General features: G+C 71.0%; 17 protein-coding genes and 1 pseudogene. 9 read left to right on the top strand and 9 right to left on the bottom strand.

The window, feature by feature from the left end:
* Positions 1-203 precede the first annotated feature (203 nt).
* The 4 genes from FFS25_RS11850 to FFS25_RS11835 all read right to left on the bottom strand — a co-directional run bounded on the left by FFS25_RS11850 (position 204) and on the right by FFS25_RS11835 (position 5787).
* Positions 204-626 carry a DUF6578 domain-containing protein gene (locus FFS25_RS11850; protein WP_137803063.1) on the bottom strand — a complete coding sequence of 141 codons (423 nt, stop codon included), beginning with the start codon at positions 624-626 and terminating at the stop codon, positions 204-206.
* A gap of 247 nt (positions 627-873) precedes the next feature.
* Positions 874-2505, bottom strand: coding sequence for an amidohydrolase (locus tag FFS25_RS11845; protein WP_137803062.1), 1632 nt, complete (start codon positions 2503-2505; stop codon positions 874-876).
* Positions 2506-2541: 36 nt separating this feature from the next.
* Positions 2542-4083, bottom strand: coding sequence for an alanine/glycine:cation symporter family protein (locus FFS25_RS11840; RefSeq protein WP_137803061.1), 1542 nt, complete (start codon positions 4081-4083; stop codon positions 2542-2544).
* Between the two features lie 66 nt (positions 4084-4149).
* Positions 4150-5787 carry an ABC-F family ATP-binding cassette domain-containing protein gene (locus FFS25_RS11835; RefSeq protein WP_137803060.1) on the bottom strand — a complete coding sequence of 546 codons (1638 nt, stop codon included), beginning with the start codon at positions 5785-5787 and terminating at the stop codon, positions 4150-4152.
* Between the two features lie 248 nt (positions 5788-6035).
* Here FFS25_RS11835 and FFS25_RS11830 point away from each other — a divergent pair, with 248 nt between their 5' ends.
* Positions 6036-7055, top strand: a complete 1020-nt coding sequence (locus FFS25_RS11830) for a CobW family GTP-binding protein (protein ID WP_137803059.1) — start codon at positions 6036-6038, stop codon at positions 7053-7055.
* 135 nt (positions 7056-7190) lie between these two features.
* Here FFS25_RS11830 and FFS25_RS11825 read toward each other — a convergent pair whose 3' ends face one another.
* From FFS25_RS11825 to larC2, 3 genes are all read right to left on the bottom strand, one after another.
* Positions 7191-7745: an LppP/LprE family lipoprotein gene (locus FFS25_RS11825; protein WP_137803058.1), complete on the bottom strand. Its 555-nt coding sequence runs from the start codon at positions 7743-7745 to the stop codon at positions 7191-7193.
* 61 nt (positions 7746-7806) lie between these two features.
* Positions 7807-8334, bottom strand: a complete 528-nt coding sequence (locus FFS25_RS11820; protein ID WP_058872075.1) for an LppP/LprE family lipoprotein — start codon at positions 8332-8334, stop codon at positions 7807-7809.
* 289 nt (positions 8335-8623) lie between these two features.
* Complete coding sequence (larC2, locus tag FFS25_RS11815) at positions 8624-9004, bottom strand: nickel pincer cofactor biosynthesis protein LarC2 (protein ID WP_259904744.1); 381 nt, start codon at positions 9002-9004, stop codon at positions 8624-8626.
* Here larC2 and FFS25_RS14180 point away from each other — a divergent pair.
* Both FFS25_RS14180 and FFS25_RS14070 read left to right on the top strand, forming a co-directional pair.
* A pseudogene (locus FFS25_RS14180) lies at positions 8918-9214 on the top strand (hypothetical protein); the annotation flags it as partial. The gene larC2 and the pseudogene FFS25_RS14180 sit on opposite strands and share 87 nt — an antisense overlap.
* A gap of 217 nt (positions 9215-9431) precedes the next feature.
* Positions 9432-9764, top strand: a complete 333-nt coding sequence (locus FFS25_RS14070; protein ID WP_311200079.1) for an AIR carboxylase family protein — start codon at positions 9432-9434, stop codon at positions 9762-9764.
* Here FFS25_RS14070 and FFS25_RS11805 read toward each other — a convergent pair.
* Positions 9731-10192 (bottom strand): lamin tail domain-containing protein, encoded by a 462-nt coding sequence (locus FFS25_RS11805; RefSeq protein WP_171004199.1) that lies wholly within the window; start codon positions 10190-10192, stop codon positions 9731-9733. The two genes, FFS25_RS14070 and FFS25_RS11805, sit on opposite strands and share 34 nt — an antisense overlap.
* A 311-nt stretch (positions 10193-10503) precedes the next feature.
* On the opposite strand from FFS25_RS11805, the gene FFS25_RS11800 reads away from it, so the two are divergent.
* The 3 genes from FFS25_RS11800 to FFS25_RS11790 all read left to right on the top strand — a co-directional run bounded on the left by FFS25_RS11800 (position 10504) and on the right by FFS25_RS11790 (position 12804).
* Positions 10504-10692, top strand: coding sequence for a hypothetical protein (locus tag FFS25_RS11800; RefSeq protein ID WP_502704728.1), 189 nt, complete (start codon positions 10504-10506; stop codon positions 10690-10692).
* Positions 10689-11606, top strand: coding sequence for a D-isomer specific 2-hydroxyacid dehydrogenase family protein (locus tag FFS25_RS11795; protein WP_171004198.1), 918 nt, complete (start codon positions 10689-10691; stop codon positions 11604-11606). Before FFS25_RS11800 ends, FFS25_RS11795 begins: the two co-directional genes overlap by 4 nt.
* A gap of 445 nt (positions 11607-12051) precedes the next feature.
* Complete coding sequence (locus FFS25_RS11790; protein ID WP_137803055.1) at positions 12052-12804, top strand: hypothetical protein; 753 nt, start codon at positions 12052-12054, stop codon at positions 12802-12804.
* A 6-nt stretch (positions 12805-12810) separates the two neighbouring features.
* Here the strand turns inward: FFS25_RS11790 and rlmC are convergent, their stop codons facing one another.
* Complete coding sequence (gene rlmC, locus FFS25_RS11785) at positions 12811-13962, bottom strand: 23S rRNA (uracil(747)-C(5))-methyltransferase RlmC (protein WP_137803054.1); 1152 nt, start codon at positions 13960-13962, stop codon at positions 12811-12813.
* A 45-nt stretch (positions 13963-14007) separates the two neighbouring features.
* Between rlmC and FFS25_RS11780 the strand changes: the two genes are divergently transcribed.
* From FFS25_RS11780 to FFS25_RS11770, 3 genes are all read left to right on the top strand, one after another.
* Entirely contained in the window at positions 14008-14799 is a 792-nt protein-coding gene (locus tag FFS25_RS11780) for a hypothetical protein (RefSeq protein WP_137803053.1), read from the top strand.
* A gap of 36 nt (positions 14800-14835) precedes the next feature.
* Positions 14836-16038 (top strand): phosphoglycerate dehydrogenase, encoded by a 1203-nt coding sequence (serA, locus tag FFS25_RS11775; protein ID WP_058872068.1) that lies wholly within the window; start codon positions 14836-14838, stop codon positions 16036-16038.
* Between the two features lie 130 nt (positions 16039-16168).
* On the top strand, positions 16169-17848 hold the full coding sequence (locus FFS25_RS11770; protein WP_137803052.1) for an SLC13 family permease: 1680 nt from the start codon (positions 16169-16171) through the stop codon (positions 17846-17848).
* Positions 17849-17853: the final 5 nt, after the last annotated feature.

Below are 17853 nucleotides of genomic sequence, written 5' to 3'. Positions count from 1 at the left end.
CCGGTGGTCACGGCGGTGATGATCTGGCGGCGGCGGGTCATGTCTCATCGTGGGTCCGCTGGTGTTGATGAGGTTTTGAGACATGTGGTGACGAGGTAGTGAGACTCAACACCCCCTCGCGCACGACAGTCCAGAAGCACCCCGATCCCACAGGATCGGGGTGCTTCTGTCTGTACAGGGCCTTTTCCGCTCCGACTGCAGTCTCACCACCGCTGCGGGCTGAGGTCCTCCAGGATCACCAGGTCCACGATCCAGCCGTCGACGCCGCCCTCCTGGCCAGCGAGCTCCTCCCGTCCAGGCATGGCCCCTGCTTCGGCCAGCCGCGCGGAGCCGGGCACCACTGCCCAGGCCACTCCATCCGCAGAGACCTGCTGCCACGGGAGGCGCACCTCCTGCACTCGCTCGACGCGCACGAGCGCTCGGTGAGCGGGCGGCATACCCGGTCCGTCGTTGTCGTGGAGCACGAGGAGCCAGTCCACGGGAGCTCCGGGCAGATCCTCATCCACCGTCGAGGCCGACTGGAGCGTCACCATGGCGGTCTCGTCGGCGCGCAGGGCCGTTCCGCAGCACTCCTGCTCCCAGCTGCTCAGATGCGCTCGCCCACGCCGCCCGGGGAAGATCTCCATGCGCGGAGCACAGGCCCGGCCTGGCGCCGGGTCGCTCGTCTCGCGGCCTGCCCAGCGGGATTCACCCGCCCACCGTCGAGAGGACGCAGCCGACGCCTTCCCGGTCCTGAATCGCCGCCAATGCGTCCCCTCGGCGGCGCTGATCTGCAGGAGCCTGGAGAATCGCGAGAGCTGTCGGGTGTCCGGCTTCGAGCACCGATCCCGGACATCCGACAGCTCTCATCGGCGCCGCAGGTGCGGCGGTCTCTTACAGCCCGCCGTGCACGAACCGCCCTCCCACGACGGTGGCCACGACCTCGATCTCGGCGATCACATCAGTCGGCACCGCGCGGGGGTCGTCGCTGAGGACCACGAAATCCGCAAACTGACCCGAGACCAGCTGCCCCTTGTACCCGCCCCAGCCCGTGGCCTCGGCGGAGCCCACCGTGTAGGCGTGCAGCGCCTCCTCGACCGTGAGCCGCTCGGACTCGGGCCCGTAATCCTGTCCCGCCTCGGTGCGGCGCAGCACGAAGTCTTGGATCACATCCAGCGGCCGGCCGCCGGCCACCGGGCGGTCCGAGCTGCCGGGCAGCACGAGCCCGGCGCGCAGCAGTCGCCCCGCCGGATACGACAGCTCCACGCGCTCCTCGCCGATCCGCTCGCGCACGGATTCGCCGAACGCGCTGATGTAGTTGGGCTGGGTGGCCATCACGACCTCGAGCTCGGCCATCCGTGCCACCTGCTCATCGCGCACCACGCCGCCGTGCTCCACGCGATGCGGCATCACGGGTGCCCCGAACTGCTCCCGGGCCCCGGCGATCACGTCGAGGGCGAAGTCCAGGGCGGCGTCGCCGATCGCGTGCATGGCCAGCGCCCAGCCGCCCGCCGCTGCGGAGAGGGCGGCGCGGCGCATCTCGCCGGGGTCCTGCTGCAGGTAGCCGCGGCCGTGCCCGGCGAAGCAGTAGTCCTCCGACATGGCCGCGGTCATCCCCAGCATGGCCCCGTCCGTGAAGACCTTGGCCGGGCCGATCTGCAGCCACTCATCGCCCGCGCCCGAGCGGACTCCCGCGCTCAGGGTGAGGTGGGTGCCGTCGTCGGGGTGGCCGTCGATCGCCTTCAGCCCGTCCAGCGTGACCATGGTCTGGAACCGGGTACGCAGCATCCCGGCCTCACGTGCCCGCTGATACGCGGCGAACTCGAGCGGGCTGTGCCCGATCCAGCCGCCGGCGATCCCGGCATCGGTCACCGAGGTGATGCCCTCGGCGGCGTACTCCTGGGAGGCCCGCTCCAGGCAGCGGCCGATGTGCTCGTGGGACTCCGGCTGCAGCAGCCCCGTGACCAGGGGCATGGCGGTCTCCTCGAGCAGGCCTGTGGGCCGCCCGGTCTCGTCCGTGACGATCCGCCCGCCTTCGGGCTGCCGACGAACGGTCTCGCCGATGCCCGCCATGGCCAGCGCCGCCCCGGAGACGGTGAGCGAATGACCCGTGTTGTGCCGGATCAGCACGGGGCGCCCGGCGGCGGCCGCATCCAGGCCATCGCGGTCGGGCTGGGGGCCGTCGAGGTGGCCGGGGTCGAAGCCCGCGCAGGTGACCCACGCCCCGGGAGCCAGCTGCTCAGCGCGGTCGCGGATCAGCCCGTAGACCTGCTCGGCGGTCCGCGCCTGCTCCAGATCGACGTCCAGGCGCGACTGGCCGAACCACACGCTGTGGGTGTGCACGTCGTTGAAGCCCGCCACGACGGTGCGCCCACCGGCATCTACATGCTCCCGGGCGGTGAGGCCGTCGAGCTGCTCGTCGACCCCCACCACCAGGCCCTGCCACACCCCCAGCCGCCTGGCCGACGGGCGGGTCGCGTCGCCGGTGACGACGGACGCGTTGTCGATCAGGAGGTCGAGCTGCATGTGGTGGGGCTCCTGGAAGGGAGGGGTCGTCGGGAATCAGCTGCGCGGACGCACCACGGAGATGGCGCGGGTGTCCGGGGCGGTGTCCGCCACATGATCCATCGCGGCACCGACGTCGCCGAGGCGCTCGTAGGCGGCGTGGATCTGCTCCCAGATGGGGGCGTTGTCCACGCCGATCGCCTTGGGGTCCAGCACGATCTCCCCGCCGGCGCGGCGCTGGCGGTCATAGTCCTTCATCAGGCGGATGGCGATGGGGCTGAGCAGGACCAGGGCGATCATGTTCACCCAGGTGTACAGACCCAGGCCGAAGTCGGCCATCGACCACACGAACTCCGAGGTCTGCACCGAGCCGAACACCATGGAGCCGGCCAGCAGCACGCGCGCGACGCCGATGCAGATCCGCTGCGCCTTGTCGTTCGGGATGAGATACGCCAGGTTCGTCTCCGCGTAGAAGGAGAACGAGAGCAGCGTGGTGAAGGAGAACAGGAACACGGCGATCGCCACGAACGACGGGCCGAAGGCCGGCAGCACGGAGTCGATCGCGATCTGCACCCAGGCCGGGCCCTCCTCCACGCCGGGCACGTTCTCGGCCAGCAGCGACGTCTCGTCCGGGCCCTGCACGTTGAAGCTGTTGGTGGACAGGATCATCAGGCCGGTCATGGTGCACACGAACAGAGTGTCCACGTAGGCCGAGAAGCCCTGGGCCAGGCCCTGCTTGACGGGGTGGGACACGTGAGCGGCAGCCGAGGCCTGGGCACCGGAGCCGGTGCCGATCTCCGTGGAGTACACGGCCCGACGCACGCCCCACGCCACCGCGGAGCCGAGCAGGCCGCCGTAGATCGCGTGAGCGCCGAACGCGCTGGAGAAGATGAGCCCGAACATGGCCGGGAGGTTCTCCCACATCATGATCATCACGAGAAGGCCGACGACGATGTAGGCCGCCGCCATGAACGGCACCACGAGGCCGACGGTGCGCGCCAGGCGGTGCATGCCGCCGAACACGATCAGGCAGAAGATCACGGCCATGCCCAGCCCGACCCACAGCGGGCTCCAGCCCCAGGCCTCCGTGGTGGCCGCGGTGACCGCGTTGGCCTGGATCTGCGGACCGGTGATCACCGTGGCGAAGACAGTGGCTGCGGCATAGGCCACCGCCAGCCAGCGCCAGTTCCTGCCGAGGCCCTCGAGGATGTAGAAGGCGGGTCCTCCGCGGTACTCGCCGCGCACCTTGTGCTTGTAGAGCTGAGCCAGCGAGCTCTCCGCCAGCGCCACCGGGGCGCCCAGGATCGCGGTCACCCACATCCAGAACATGGCGCCGGGCCCGCCGAGATACAGGGCCGCCGCGACGCCCGCGATGTTGCCGACGCCGATGCGTCCGCCCAGCGCCATGGCGAAGGCCTGGAACGAGCTGATGCCCGCCGAGGACGATCCGCCGCCGATCAGCTGGCCGATCATGTCCCGGATCAGACGCACCTGCGGGAAGAGCATGCGCAGGGTGAAGTACAGGCCGAGGAGCAGGATGCCGAAGGACATCGGCAGGCTCCAGAGGATCCCGTTCGCGGCGGTGATGAACTGTTCCATGGGAGTCCCCCGGGTCGTCGTCGGATTCTGTGACTATAGCCATACGCGACCCGCCGCGCCCGGTCGTCACCCACCGATCGTCCTTCGAGGCCAGCTCGCGAGGTCGGCCAGCATCTGCCGGTCGTGGGTGACCACGACCACCGCGCACTCTGCCGTCTCCAGTGCCGCGGTGAGCTCCTCCGCCAGCGTGGCCGACAGGTGATTGGTGGGCTCGTCCAGCAGGAGGAGGTCCGGGCGCTGGGCCAGGCACATGGCCAGCTGGAGCCTGCGCTGCTGCCCCTGGGACATGCGTCCCACCGGCGTGGCGGCGGCCGCCCCGTCCAGCAGCCCGAGCGACACCGGATCGGGTGCCTTCCCCCGCAGCCCCAGACGCCCCAGGTGCTCGTCGTGCACCCGGTGCCCGCTGTGCTCGGGGTCCCATTCGGGGACCTCCTGGGACAGCAGGGCGATCCGCGCCTGCGAACCGAGGCCGACAGCGCCCGTCGTCGGGCTCAGCCGCCCGGCGAGCACGGCCAGCAGGGTGGACTTGCCCGCCCCATTGGGGCCGGTGAGCACCAGCCGGTCTCCGCCGCTGAGCTCCAGGCTCACCAGCTCGCTCAGCCGCCCTTCGACAGTGAGATCCCGCGCCGACAGCAGCGGCTGCCCGGGCTTCGCGTCCATCGAGGGCCAGCTCAGCCGCAGCGGCGGCTCGGGGACCGTGATCTCGTGCCGCTCCAGCTCCTCCACCCGGCGGTTGAACGCCTGGACGACGCCGGCCGAGCGCGTGGCACGCGTGTGCTTGCCCGTGCCCTTGGGCGGTCGCCATGCGCCCTGCAGGCGGGAGCGCGCCTCGTCGGCGGCCTGGACCAGCCGGGCGTGCTCGGTCTCCTGAGCCGCCCACTCCTGCTCCCACTGCTCGCGCTCGCGCCGTCGCCCCTCGAGCCAGCCCTCCAGACTGCCCGTGTAGTGACGGGGCAGTCCGTCGCGGCTGGGATCGAGGTCCAGGAACGTCTCGGCCACCTCACCCAGCAGCGCCCTGTCGTGGCTCACGACGACGACCCCGCCCGGGTGCTCCTGCAGGCGCTGCGCGAGGAATGACAGCGCTGCGGCATCGAGGTGATTGGTCGGCTCGTCGAGCAGCAGCAGATCGGGCGCTGCGCCCAGCGCCATCGCCAGGCGCACGCGATAGCGCTGCCCCACCGACAGGCTGCTCAGCGGCCGCTGCCGGTCGCTGCAGGCGTCCAGCCCGGCCAGGGCGGTGTCGACCCGGCGCTCGGCGTCCCAGGCCTCCAGGGCGGTGGCGGTCTCCAAGGCCGCTGCGTAGTCGTCGTCGGAGTCCCCGCCCTCGGCGAGCGCTGCGGCGGCCTCCTCGAGAGCCGACAGCGCGGCCAGGGACGGTGCGATCGCCTCGGCCACGAGATCGCCCACGGTACGGTCTCCGTCGACGGCCATGGCCTGCTCGACCAGGGCGAGCGTGCCGGATCGGTGCACGCTGCCGGAGTCCGGCTGCAGGGTGCCGGCCAGGACGTGGAGCAGGGTCGTCTTGCCGCGGCCGTTCTCGCCGACGATCGCCAGTCGCGACCCCGCGGAGACCGTGGTGTCGACGCCGGGCAGGACGACGCGGTCGCCCAGGACCACGCGGATCCCTTCGGCGCGCAGGTGGGCGCGGGCGCCGGCGGGCTGGCCGGTGGTCAGGGATGAAGAGGAAGAAGAAGTAGTGCGCATGCTGGTCTCTCGAGCTCGTCATGGAGCCGGACAGCATGAAGGAGCCGTCCGGCGTTCGGCCGTGGACGGCGTGCGAAAGTCAGTGAGCGCTCCGCCGCCGTCAGCGGCGGGTGCGCAGCTTCATCGAAGCGATTCCCAGAGGCATGGATCCCATGGTAGGCGCGGATTCCGGAGGTGGGCAAGCGGGACGCCCGCGTACCGTGGAGCTGCCGAACGACCATCCGAACCCGCCTCGGCCGAGGAGCCCCATGCCCGTCCGCGTCCCCGTGATCGCCCTGACCGGCCACCTGGGCGCCGAGAAGACGAGCCTGCTCAACCACCTGCTGCGAGCCCCCGGGGCCAGGCTGGGCGTGGTGGTCAACGACTTCGGGGAGCTCAACGTGGATGCGGCTCTGGTCTCCGGGCAGGTCGACGAGGCGGCCTCGATCTCCGGCGGTTGCCTGTGCTGCCTGCCGGATGCCGGCGGGCTCGACGAGGCCCTGCGACGCCTGGCCCAGCCCCGCCTGCACCTGGACGCGATCCTCGTGGAGGCCTCGGGCGCAGCTGATCCTCTGGCGCTCTCGCGGATCATCGGCAGCTCCGAGGTCGGCACTGTCCGCCACGGCGGGGCGATCGAGGTGATCGACGCCGTGACCCACTTCCAGACCGTGGACGCTCGCGAGACGCCGCCGAACCGCTTCGCGGCAGCGTCTCTGGTGGTGATCGGCAAGGCGGATCTGCTCGCGGATCAGGACCGCGAGGCCGTCGTGGGGAGGATCTGCGAGCGCGTCCGGGCGCGCAATCCCGACGTCCCGATCGTGCAGGCGGTGCGCGGCGGCATCGATCCCGCCCTGGTCTTCGACACCGCGGCCGACGACGACCCCGTCGATCAGCTGCCCTTGGCGCGCCTGATGCGCGAGCAGAGCGCCGAGCAGCACGACCACGACCACGCGCAGGCGGTCTCCGTCGCCCTCGAGCATCCCGTGGCTCCCGGGGCCCTGGTCGAGCTGCTCGAGGATCCGCCGCGCGGGGCCTACCGGCTCAAGTGCCGAGTGCGCGTCCACGGCTCGCGCGGGCGCAGCGGCTTCCGGGTCGATGTGGTCGGGCCGATGATCCACGTGGCGCGGCTGCCGGAGCCGTCGGAGCCCGGGGAGCTGGTGGTCGTCGGGCTGGACCTGGACGCCAACGACGCCCGTCGACGCCTGCAGGAAGTCGCAGCCTCGCAGCCCTCGTCCGCTGACGCCGCCGGCCTGCGCCGGCTCACCCGGCTGCAGCGGCTGAGCCGCTGACAGGGCCTCGAGGCACTTGGGCCATCGCGGTTGGTGACAGATCGGCACCCCATCAGAGCTGATGGGGTGCCGATCTGTCACCAACCGCGGCCCGCCGGCTCCGATCGATCTCGGGGCGGGTCGCGGGCCCGCCGATCAGGCGCCGGGAGGGAAGTCGCCCTCGTGCACGACGGACTGCGTCGCCTCATCCCAGGTGAAGGTCAAGACCGCATTGCCGCGCGGGTTCGCGGTGGCGGGGTCCTGCCCGGGGGCGGCATAGGGGTAGTCCACCGTGAGGGTGTCACCGCCGGTCGACTCGATCTGCGGGAGGTACGGCTGCGGCTCGGAGGTCGCCGTGCCCAGGTACTCGGTGCCGTGGTACAGCAGGATGTGCTGCGGCGAATGCGTCGCATTGCCGTACTGGACCGTGATCCAGGACAGGTCCGCGCAGGCGTCGAAGCCGCTGGTGTCCGCGAACTCCAGGTTCGGCTCCACCGTTTCACCGGTCGTCGGGCTCACCCAGTCGGGGAGGCTGCCGCCGTCGCGCAGCAGCACGCGCTCGCCGCTGGGACCGGCGCAGTCCTCCTGCGCGGCAGCCGTCTCGGGGCCGCTCGGTGCGGCGACGGCCGCCGGGATGCCGGGTGCGGTGAGCAGCGCAGCAGCTGCGCCAGCGGTCAGGATGCGGGTTCGGATGCTGGTCGTGCTCGTCATCGTCCTCACCTCTTGAGGTCGTGATTCGTCTGGTGCTCGTCGTGAGAATGCGGGTTTCGGCTCAGCGGACGCCCGGAGGGAAGTCGCCCTCGTGATCGACCGACTGGGTGTCGTCGTTCCAGGTGAACGTGGACAGCGCGCGGCCCTCCGGAGGCGGAGTCCCCTGACCGTCCTCCATGTAGGAGTAGACGATCGCGAGCCTGTCGTCGGAGACCTGCTCGATCTGCGGCACATGCTCCAGCGGATGGGCGGTGGCGGTGCCCAGGTACTCGCCCTGGTGGAACAGCAGCACCGCATGCGGCGCATGCTCCACGTTCCCGTGGGGGACGACGATCCACGAGAGATCGGAGCAGCCCGAGTAGCCGGACGTGTCGGCGAGGTCCGGGTTGGGCGGCAGATCGAGGTACGGCTCGAGCTGAGCGCTTCCGTCGGCGAGCGCCTGGGCCGCGGTGGGGCCGGAGCACTCCTCGACGGGAGCCGTGGGTGCGGACTCGCTGCTCGCGGTCGCCGCCGGGGCTCCGGCCGACAGGAGCAGAAGCGGTGCCGCCGTCACGGCGAGGGCACTGGTGCGGATCCGGTTGCGTTTCATGAGGCACACCTCGTTCGCGTTTCCTGCATCGCTATTTGCGATAGCACCTACGTTTGCGGTCGCGATTCACGGTCGCAAGGGATCGTTGCAGGATCGTGATGCCGCGAAAGCCGCCGATCCGGCACCTCACGCGTCATGGCGCGGATCACAGTCCTGATCTCCAGTGAAGAGCTCGCGCGTCATCAGGTCTGGTAACAGTTCTGCACTCCATCAGCGCTGATGAAGTGCAGAACTGTCACCAACTGCGACCGGAGCCTCGACTGATCCTGGTGTGGAACGCGGCCCGGTCTCACCCCAGAAGATCGCGCGCCGCGGCCTTGGCCTGCTCGAGGACCTCCCGCTGGCTGCGGCCCAGCGTTTCGGCGGCGCGGGCGACATCGCGGAACTCCGGCTCGGCGCGGCGCACCTCCCCCGTCTCATCGCGGGCGACCTTGACGGCGATGCGCTGCCCGTCGATCTCGATCTCCTCGAAGGACCTCGTGCGGATCACCCGCTCCACCGGCGCATGCCGCACGCCGAGCGAGCCGGTGAGCCCCAGGATCCACTGCGCCTGCTCATCCACCTGATCGACCTGCACCAGCGCGTGCAGGATCTGAGCGGGTCGACCGCGCTTCATGATGATCGGCGTGAGCCAGGCATCCAGCGCGCCGGTTTCCAGCAGCGCGTTGATGATCCCCGGCCGACGCCCGCGGGAGCCTCAGTGCCTGAGCCCCATGGCTCCGAGCCCGCAGGACCGCAGCCCGGCCCAGCCGACGACGACCGCTCCGAGCCCTCCGCGACGCGCGACCCACACCGGCAGCAGCGGGCGGGGCGCCTCGAGGGCCTGGCGCAGCTGGACCTCGAGCGAGGCAGCCGTCGGGGCACGCCCGAAGCCGTGCTGTGCGATGCCAAGTCGCCCGCGCAGGTCTCGGCGATCGCCGCCGAGTACGCGCGGCTGGCCCGGGAGGGCGCGGAGGACCCGGGTCCGATCCTGTTCACCCCCCGCGGATGCGGATCGCGCCCGGGCCGTCCTGGAGGCCCTGCCCGAGGCCGCGCACCACGAGCAGGCGCGGCTGCTGGCCTGGCCGCCGCAGCCGCCCGAGCCCACCGGAGGACTCGTGATCGTGGCGTGCGCCGGCACGAGCGACCTGCCGATGGCGCGGGAGGCCCTCGAGACCGCTCGATACCTGGGCCGGCCCATGCGGCTGATCGCGGACATCGGGATCGCGGGGCAGATCGCCGCCCCCGTCGTGGCTCTGCCCACCTCGATGGGTTACAGCGTGGCCGCCGGCGGTCATGCCGCGGCGCTGACCATGCTCTCGGCGCGCGCACCGGGCATCGGCGTGGTCAACATCGACACCGGCTACGGCGCGGGGCACCTGGCCGCGCAGATCGCGCGGTGGGCGCCCGCCCCTGATCAGCAGGAGGCGACCGAGCCGCCGCCGCGGTAGCTGCACTTCTCCAGCTGCTTGCCCTGGGGCGTGAGCAGCCGCAGGGTGTCGCCGGTGTTGTTCCAGACGTAGTTGCCCTGCTTCCAGTACAGGGTCGTCGACGAGTTCGTGCCCTTGCCCGTGCGGATCACGACCTGCTTGCCCGCCCCGATCCGGGTGCCGCGGGGGAAGACGAACGTGTGGTTCGCGGCGTCCTTGATCCGGTATCCGGTGGCATCGATCGTGCGGCCGCTGGTGTTCTTGACGACCATGTACTCCTGGTTGATCGCCGCGTTCGTGCGGCGATCCTTGCCCGCGGGGTCGTACTTGATCGAGACGACGTCCAGGGGCTTGGCGACGGCCGCCTGGGCGGCCGGGGCCATCGTGAACGGGGCGACGGCGAGCAGACCGGCGGACAGGGCGAGGCCGAGCGTGCGGCGCAGGGACATGAGGGACCTCTTCGAGGGTTCGGCCCGGGCGCGGACGCTGCGGGGAGGAGGGGTCGAGGCCGGTGGCGCCTCGGTGACCGAACAGTAATCCAGCATGATGACTTCTCATCCTGCGTGACGCAGTGCGTCAGGCCATGTCACTGCTGCGCCGGGTCTGTCGCACCGCACGGAGGCCGCTCGCGCACGGCCACTATCAGGCGTGAGAAATGACAGCAGCGCAGCCGGGCGGATGACGGACCCCGTGCCCCCCCCTTCAGCCCTCCCCGCTGGCCGGACTGGGCTGGGGCCTGCTGGCCGCCGCCGGCCGCTCCGTGCTCGCCGGCCTCTCGATCGCCCAGCAGCCGCCTGCCCCCACGCTCGCTGGAGGGGCGGCCTTCGCCTACCTGTCGGTCGTGAGCATGCTGCTGGGCTTCTTCGCCTGGTACCGCGGGCTGGGCATCGGCCCCATGGCGCAGGATGGACACGAGATCCTGACGACGACGCCCAGGAGGCCACCGTGACCCAGCCCCGCATCCACCTGCTGCCCACCGACGACGACGGCTTCCGCGAGGCCGTGGCCGCAGGCGGGGGAAGCCTCGTGCAGGACGCCGCTGCGGCCGAGGCCGTCGTCGTGCCCTTCAAGTCGGACCCGCAGGACCTGCTCGACGCGGTGGAGCACGAGGGGATCCGCTGGGTCCAGCTGCCCTCGGCCGGGATCGAGGCCTTCGCGGAGTCCATGCGCCGCCGCCCGGACATCGCCTGGACCTCCGCCAAGGGCGCCTACGCCCTGCCGGTCGGCGAGCACGCCCTGGCCCTGACGCTCGCGCTGCTGCGGGACCTGCCCCGCCGGGTCGTCGCGCGGACCTGGGAGCCGCAGTCGGGGCGCTCGCTGCATGGCATGCGGGCCGTCGTGGTGGGCGCCGGCGGGATCGGGCGCCGGATCATGGACCTGCTGCACGTGTTCGACGTCGAGGTCACGGCCGTGCGCCGCCGCCCCGAGCCGGTCGAGGAGGCCGATCGCACGATCAGCACCCACGATCTGCCGGACGTGCTGCCCTTCCAGGACGTCTTGATCGTGGCCGCCGCCCTGACTGAGGACACGCAGCACCTGATCGGGCGGGCCGAGCTGGAGGCCATGCGCACCGACGCGATCCTGGTGAACATCGCCCGCGGGGGCCTGGTCGACACCGACGCCCTGGTCGATGCCTTGCAGGGGCAGCGGATCGGCGGTGCGGCCCTGGACGTCACCGATCCCGAGCCCCTGCCCGACGGACATCCCCTGTGGGAGCTGCAGCGGTGCCTGATCACCCCGCACACCGCCGACACCATGGAGATGATCCGCCCGCTGATCTTCGCGCGGATCGAGCGGAACCTGCGGGCCTTCGCCTCCGACGGCGAGCTCGAGGGCGTCGTCGATCCGCGGGCCGGGTACTGAGTGCGTCGGCCCCGCGCACCGCGTCCCTGGGGACGGCTCGGGCGCCGCGCAGGTGCCCAAGCGTGGTCATCGCTCTGTATCGGCCACGGATCCATCCGTCTTCACTTCATGCGCAAACAAATAGGTCGATGACCTGCAGATTTATCCCCGATCGCCGCTATGGCGCGCATCGGCCCCGCCACCCGACCCCCAGCGGGGCAGAATGCGTCCCCGGATCTGAGGGCATCGCACGGCGCGCGGCCCGCGATCGGCTTCCGCCATGATGGAAATCCACTGCCGGAACCGGCCTGTGACCTGGCGCTTCGAGGCCTCTCTCGCCTCGCGCTCCCGCAGGTCGCCCCAACGGCGGCGGACTCGGGACGGCTTGCCGCCGCGACCGAGGCCGCGAAGCGCGCCGTCGTCCTGCTCAGCCCGAAGTAGGACGGCCAGATCGTCAGGACCTGCCATGTCCCGCACTGCCCCGTCGGATCCGAGGGCCCGCTCCTGGGCCTACGACTCCGTGATCGTCGAGTACCAGACCGTGCACCGCGAGCCGCGCATGGTCTTCGACGACCTGACCCGCGCAGGATTCGAAGCCTGCGCCGCTCTGGCTGACGCCGTCTTCGACGAATGCACCGAGGGCGCTTCCGCGGAGCAGGACCCGCATGTGCGCTGCTTCCTGGGCTCGGAGGGCCCGGGAAGGTACCTGCTCGGCTTCGAGGTGCCGCGCGAGCAGGAGCCCCCGCGCGGACTGAGCCGCCTGCGGGAGCAGCTCGGATTCGGGCGCTCCGCCGACGGGGGCGATCCGATGCTGCAGGGCCGTCTGCTGTCCGCGACCCACCTGGTCGAGGACCTGCTGCTGGGAGTGGACACGATCTGCTCGACCGCTCCCGGCAGTCTCAGCGTCGGCATCGCGGATTCCGGCCCGGAGGCCACGGTCGAGTTCATCGACGGCGTGCGGGTCCTGCGGCGCATCCACCCCAGCACGTGGCGGCGGCTGCAGCGCAATGACATCCAGGACCTGCTGAGGAGGACCCTGGCGCCGTTCCAGGACCCGGAGCTGTACACCATGAACGTCAAGGAGCTGTCGCCGTACGGCAGCCTGGCCTCGAACTGGACGATGACCTCGAGCGAGCAGCTGCGCCGCTTCGTCGGCGGCGGCCTGCTGGAGCTGCCCGAGCTCGGGGCTCCGGCGCCTCAGGACCTGCTGGCCTTCTGAGGAGCCTCAGCGCCGCTGCAGCAGCACGGCGGTCTCGCTGTGACCGGTGTGCGGGAACATGTCCAGAAGCCGCGCCTGCACCGGGCGCCACGACGGCATGGCCGCCAGGTCGCGGGCCAGCGTGCGCGCATTGCAGCTCGAGTAGATCAGGCTGCGGACCTGCGAGTCCTCCAGTCGCTGCGCCAGCTCGACGCCCAGCCCGCGCCGCGGCGGATTCACGACCAACAGCGGCACCTCGCCCTCCAGCGAGCGCTCCACGGCGGTGGCGTCGCCGGCCGTGAACGTCACCGCCCCGGGCCCCGACGTCGGCAGGCCCATCTCGGCCGCCGCCTGTCGCGCGGCCTCGACCGCCTCGACGGAGATCTCCACGCCGTGCACCCGCCGATCCGCAGCAGCCAGGTGCAGCGCGAAGCCGCCGACCCCGCAGTACAGGTCCACGACCTCTGCGGGCTCCAGCTCGCGCGCCCACTCCACGGCCTGGCGGTAGAGGGCGGCAGCGACCTCGGTGTTGGTCTGGAAGAACGAGCGCGGCCGCAGCCGCAGCGGGATGCCGTTGATCGGCATGGACAGGCTGTCGCCGTCGGTGAGCACGTGCTCCACCGGGCCTTCGAGCACCGCCTGGTGCTCCGGCTGCAGGTTGGCCGTGACCACACGCAGCCCCGGCAGGGCCTCGAGCAGCACATCCAGGTGCTCGCGGATGCGCCCGAGCATCTTCTCGGAGCGGAGGACAAAGCGCAGCATCAGCTCGCCGTCGGGCGAGACGGTCACCAGCACGTGCTTGAGCTCGCCGCGGCCCTTGGGGACGTCGTAGGGCAGCAGACGAAGCTGGGTGCAGAACGCCGCCACGATCGGGAGGGCCCGTCCGATCGGCTCGGGGTACAGCGGGCATTCGCGCAGATCGATGCCGCGACCGCGCGGATCCAGGATCCCCAGCGTGGGGTGCCGGACGGTGCCCGCCACGACCATCTTGGCCTTGTTGCGGAAGCCCGACTCCGCGCTGGCCACGGGCTCCAGCCACGTGAGCCCGGACGTGTCGGCGCCTCCGTCGTCCAGCAACGCCCGGACCCCGTCCTGCTTGGCCGTCAGCTGCTGCGCATAGGGTTGATCGATCAGGGTGCAGGAATCGCACAGCCCTCGGTCGTGATAATCGCAGCGCACGGCTCAGAACCCTATCGGCAACGCAGACCCCGCAAGGAGACGACCATGGCGCAGCAGCCCCGGCGCGCACCCTCGCCTGCCGTGATGCGCGGTCGACGCGACCCCGCGCTGTCCGTCGAGCCCGTCGACTGGACTCCGGCCCCCGCACGCAGAGCGCAGCAGGCCACGGAGGAGGCAGAGCAGCAGCAGCGCCGTCGCCAGGAGCAGCAGCGCCTGAACCGGCAGCGGCAGCAGGTGGCGGCCCGGGTCAGCGCCGGCCCCTCCGCCCCCGCACCGCAGCCTCCTGCCGATGCCCTGTACACCGTCGCCTCCGGAGCGCCTGCTCCCACGGCCCGCGGCTCGCGGGTGCGGCTGTCGGAGGATCGGGTCCACGTGGTGGGCGCATGGGATGCCACGCTGGCGCAGCTGCAGGAGGCCGTCGATGCCCCCGAAGACGTCTGGACCGTCGACCTGGGCCGCACGGATCACTTCCTGCGCGGCGAGCTGTGCGTTCAGGTGACCCGGGCCGAGGGCGCCGTGGTGGGGATCTTCCGCTCCGGATGGGCCACTGCCCGTCGCCCCGAGCAGCCGCTGCCGGAGGAGCCGGGCTCGGCCCCGCGCGCGTCGGGCAAGCAGGGGACCCGGTACCCCACCACCCAGCGCGACCTGCTCGAGCGCCTGCGAGCGGCCGGCTTCGATGTCACGACCTCCGGGCCCACGCACGGGAAGATCACCCACCCCGAGCACCCGGGCCGCTTCCTGCCCGTCGCCTCCACGCCGTCGACCAGCAGGCACGGCCGTCACATGGTCACCGCGGTGCGCCGCGTCTTCGGGATCGACCTGCGCGATCGGCCCTGAACAGCCCCTCGCGCGCATGTCGATAGGATCGGATGCGTGAAAGCCCTGCTCCTGGAGAACATCCACACCGAAGCCGAAGACATCCTGCGCCGCCACGGGGTCGAGGTCGAGACCCGGGCCGGCGCCCTGGACGAGGACGAGCTGATCGAGGCCCTGGAAGGAGTCGATCTGCTCGGCATCCGCTCCAAGACCCAGGTCACGCGCCGCGTGTTCGAGGCCAGACCCGACCTCATGGCGGTCGGCGCGTTCTGCATCGGCACGAACCAGATCGATCTGGAGGCCGCCTCGGACACAGCCACTCCGTGCTTCAACGCCCCGTACTCCAACACCCGCTCGGTCGTGGAGCTGGCGATCAGCGAGATCATCGCCTTGGCCCGCCACCTCACGGACAAGAACCGGGACATGCACGCCGGGCTGTGGGACAAGTCCGCCAAGGGCGCCCATGAGGTCCGCGGACGCACCCTGGGCCTGATCGGCTACGGCAACATCGGCAAGCAGCTCTCGGTGCTCGCCGAGGCGATCGGCATGCACGTGTACTTCTACGACGTCCGCGACGAGCTGCCCATGGGCAACGCCCGCAAGTGCGCCACCATGGACGAGCTCTTCGAGAAGGCCGAGTGCATCTCTGTGCACGTCGACGGCCGCGGCTCCAACAAGGAGCTCATCGGCCGCGCCGAGTTCGAGAAGATGCGCCCGCGCACCCTGTTCCTGAACCTCTCCCGCGGCCACGTGGTGGACATCGACGCCCTGCACGACGCCCTCGCCTCGGGGCACATCGCCGGGGCCGGGATCGACGTCTACCCGGAGGAGCCCAAGGCCGCAGGCGAGGCATTCGAGTCCCCGCTGCAGGATCTGCCCAATGTGATCCTGACGCCGCATGTGGGCGGATCGACCGCCGAGGCGCAGGAGAACATCGGGCAGTTCGTGGCCGGCAAGCTGCTGGACTACACCGAGAACGGCTCGACCGAGCTGTCGGTGAACTTCCCCGAGGTCACGCTCACCCGGGTCAGCACCGGGGTGCGCCTGCTGCACATCCACGAGAACGTCCCGGGCGTCCTGTCCGCGGTGAACAGCGTCTTCTCGCAGCACCAGGTGAATGTCGACCGCCAGGCCCTGGTCACCCAGGGCGAGACCGGCTACCTGGTCACCGACTGCTCCTCCGGGGTCACCCGGGAGGTCATCGACGAGATCCTGGGGCTCGAGGCCACCAAGCGCCTGGCCACGATCCAGGCCGACTGACCGGCAGCGTCCCGCACCGAGGCTCCCAGCGCCGCTCGCACCCTGCGATCCAGCAACCCGAGTGCGCGCTGGGAGCCTCCTGCAGATAGGCTGAGGTGCCACCCGTCACACCTGCGATGCGGAGGCCTCCATGCCGAACTTCCCCTGGTCCGTTCCCGGACCGAACGACGACGCCCACCCGGATCATCCCCGCGGAGGCTCCACGCCCGTGGGGCACAAGGTCCCCGGCGATCACCTGATCGGTCAGGAGGCCGATCCTCGGCGCAACGAAGAGATCGATCAGCTCTCCCCGGGTCAGCGCGAGCCCGCCAAGCCGACCCGCACGGTGCAGATCCAGTGGCTCGGCCTGGCCGTCGGCCTGGTCCTGGGCATCCTGGTCTACCTGGTCATGCCCGGCGACGTACCCCAGGAGGCGCGCCTGACCGCCGCCACGGCTGTGCTCATGGCCGTGTGGTGGATGACCGAGGCGCTGCCCATCCCCGCAACGGCTCTGGTCCCGCTGATCGTCTTCCCCACCCTGGGCTCCACGCCCCTGGACGACGTCGGCGCCTCCTACGGCAACAACGTCATCTTCCTGTTCATGGGCGGCTTCCTGCTGGCGCTTGCCATGCAGCGCTGGAACCTGCACCGGCGCATGGCCCTGCTCACGGTCCGGCTGATCGGCACCAGGCCCCCGCAGATGATCGCGGGATTCATGATCGCCACGGGCTTCCTGTCCATGTGGGTCTCCAACACCGCCACCGCGGTGATGATGCTGCCCATCGGGATCTCGGTGCTGCTGCTGGTCAACAAGACATCGGATGCCATCGACGACCCCGTCGACACCGATGAGGACGCGGCCCCGACCCCGGTGAAGTCCAACTTCGGCACGGCCCTGATGCTCGGCATCGCCTACGCCGCCTCGATCGGCTCCCTCGGCACGATCATCGGCACCCCGCCCAACACCCTGCTGGTGGGCTACATGGCCTCCGAGCACGACGTCCAGATCGGCTTCGGGCAGTGGATGATCGTGGGCGTCCCGCTGGCCGTGGTCCTGATGGCCGCGTGCTGGTTCCTGCTGACCAAGGTCCTGTTCAAGCCCGAGATCGACGAGATCCCCGGCGGCCAGCAGCTGATCGACGACGAGCTCGCCAAGCTCGGCACCACCTCCCCCGGGGAGAGGCGCGTGCTCGTGATCTTCGTGCTCGCGGCCCTGGCCTGGGTCTTCGTCCCCCTCGTCACGGACTGGGTCGGAGCGGACACCCCGCCGATCACCGATGCCGGCATCGCCATGGCCGTGGGCCTGCTGCTGTTCCTTCTGCCTGCAGGAGCTGCGCGCGGCGTGCGGCTGCTCGACTGGGACTCCGCGCTCAAGCTCCCCTGGGGCGTCCTGCTGCTGTTCGGCGGAGGCCTGGCCCTGTCGGCGCAGTTCTCGTCGTCGGGCCTGACCGAGTGGATCGGCGACGTCGCTTCCGGGCTCGGCGGGCTTCCTGTCGTGCTGCTCGTGGTCCTGTTCGCGGCGGGGATCCTGTTCCTGACGGAGCTGACCTCCAACACCGCGACCGCAGCGACCTTCCTGCCCGTGGCCGGCGGCATCGCCATGGGCATGGGCATGGATCCGCTGCTGCTGGCCATCCCGGTGGCCCTGGCTGCGACCTGCGCCTTCATGCTCCCGGTGGCCACCCCGCCCAATGCGATCGCCTACGGCTCGGGCTACGTCTCGATCCCGCAGATGATCAAGGGCGGCATCTGGCTGAACCTCTTCGGCCTGGTGCTCAACACCGCGGTGACCATGACGCTGGCCGTCTGGGTCTTCGGGATCGCCTTCTGATCCCT

Source organism: Kocuria sp. 2SI (assembly GCF_005502825.1).
Lineage (GTDB): Bacteria > Actinomycetota > Actinomycetes > Actinomycetales > Micrococcaceae > Kocuria > Kocuria palustris.
This window is presented reverse-complemented; position numbering and strand designations above follow the sequence as displayed.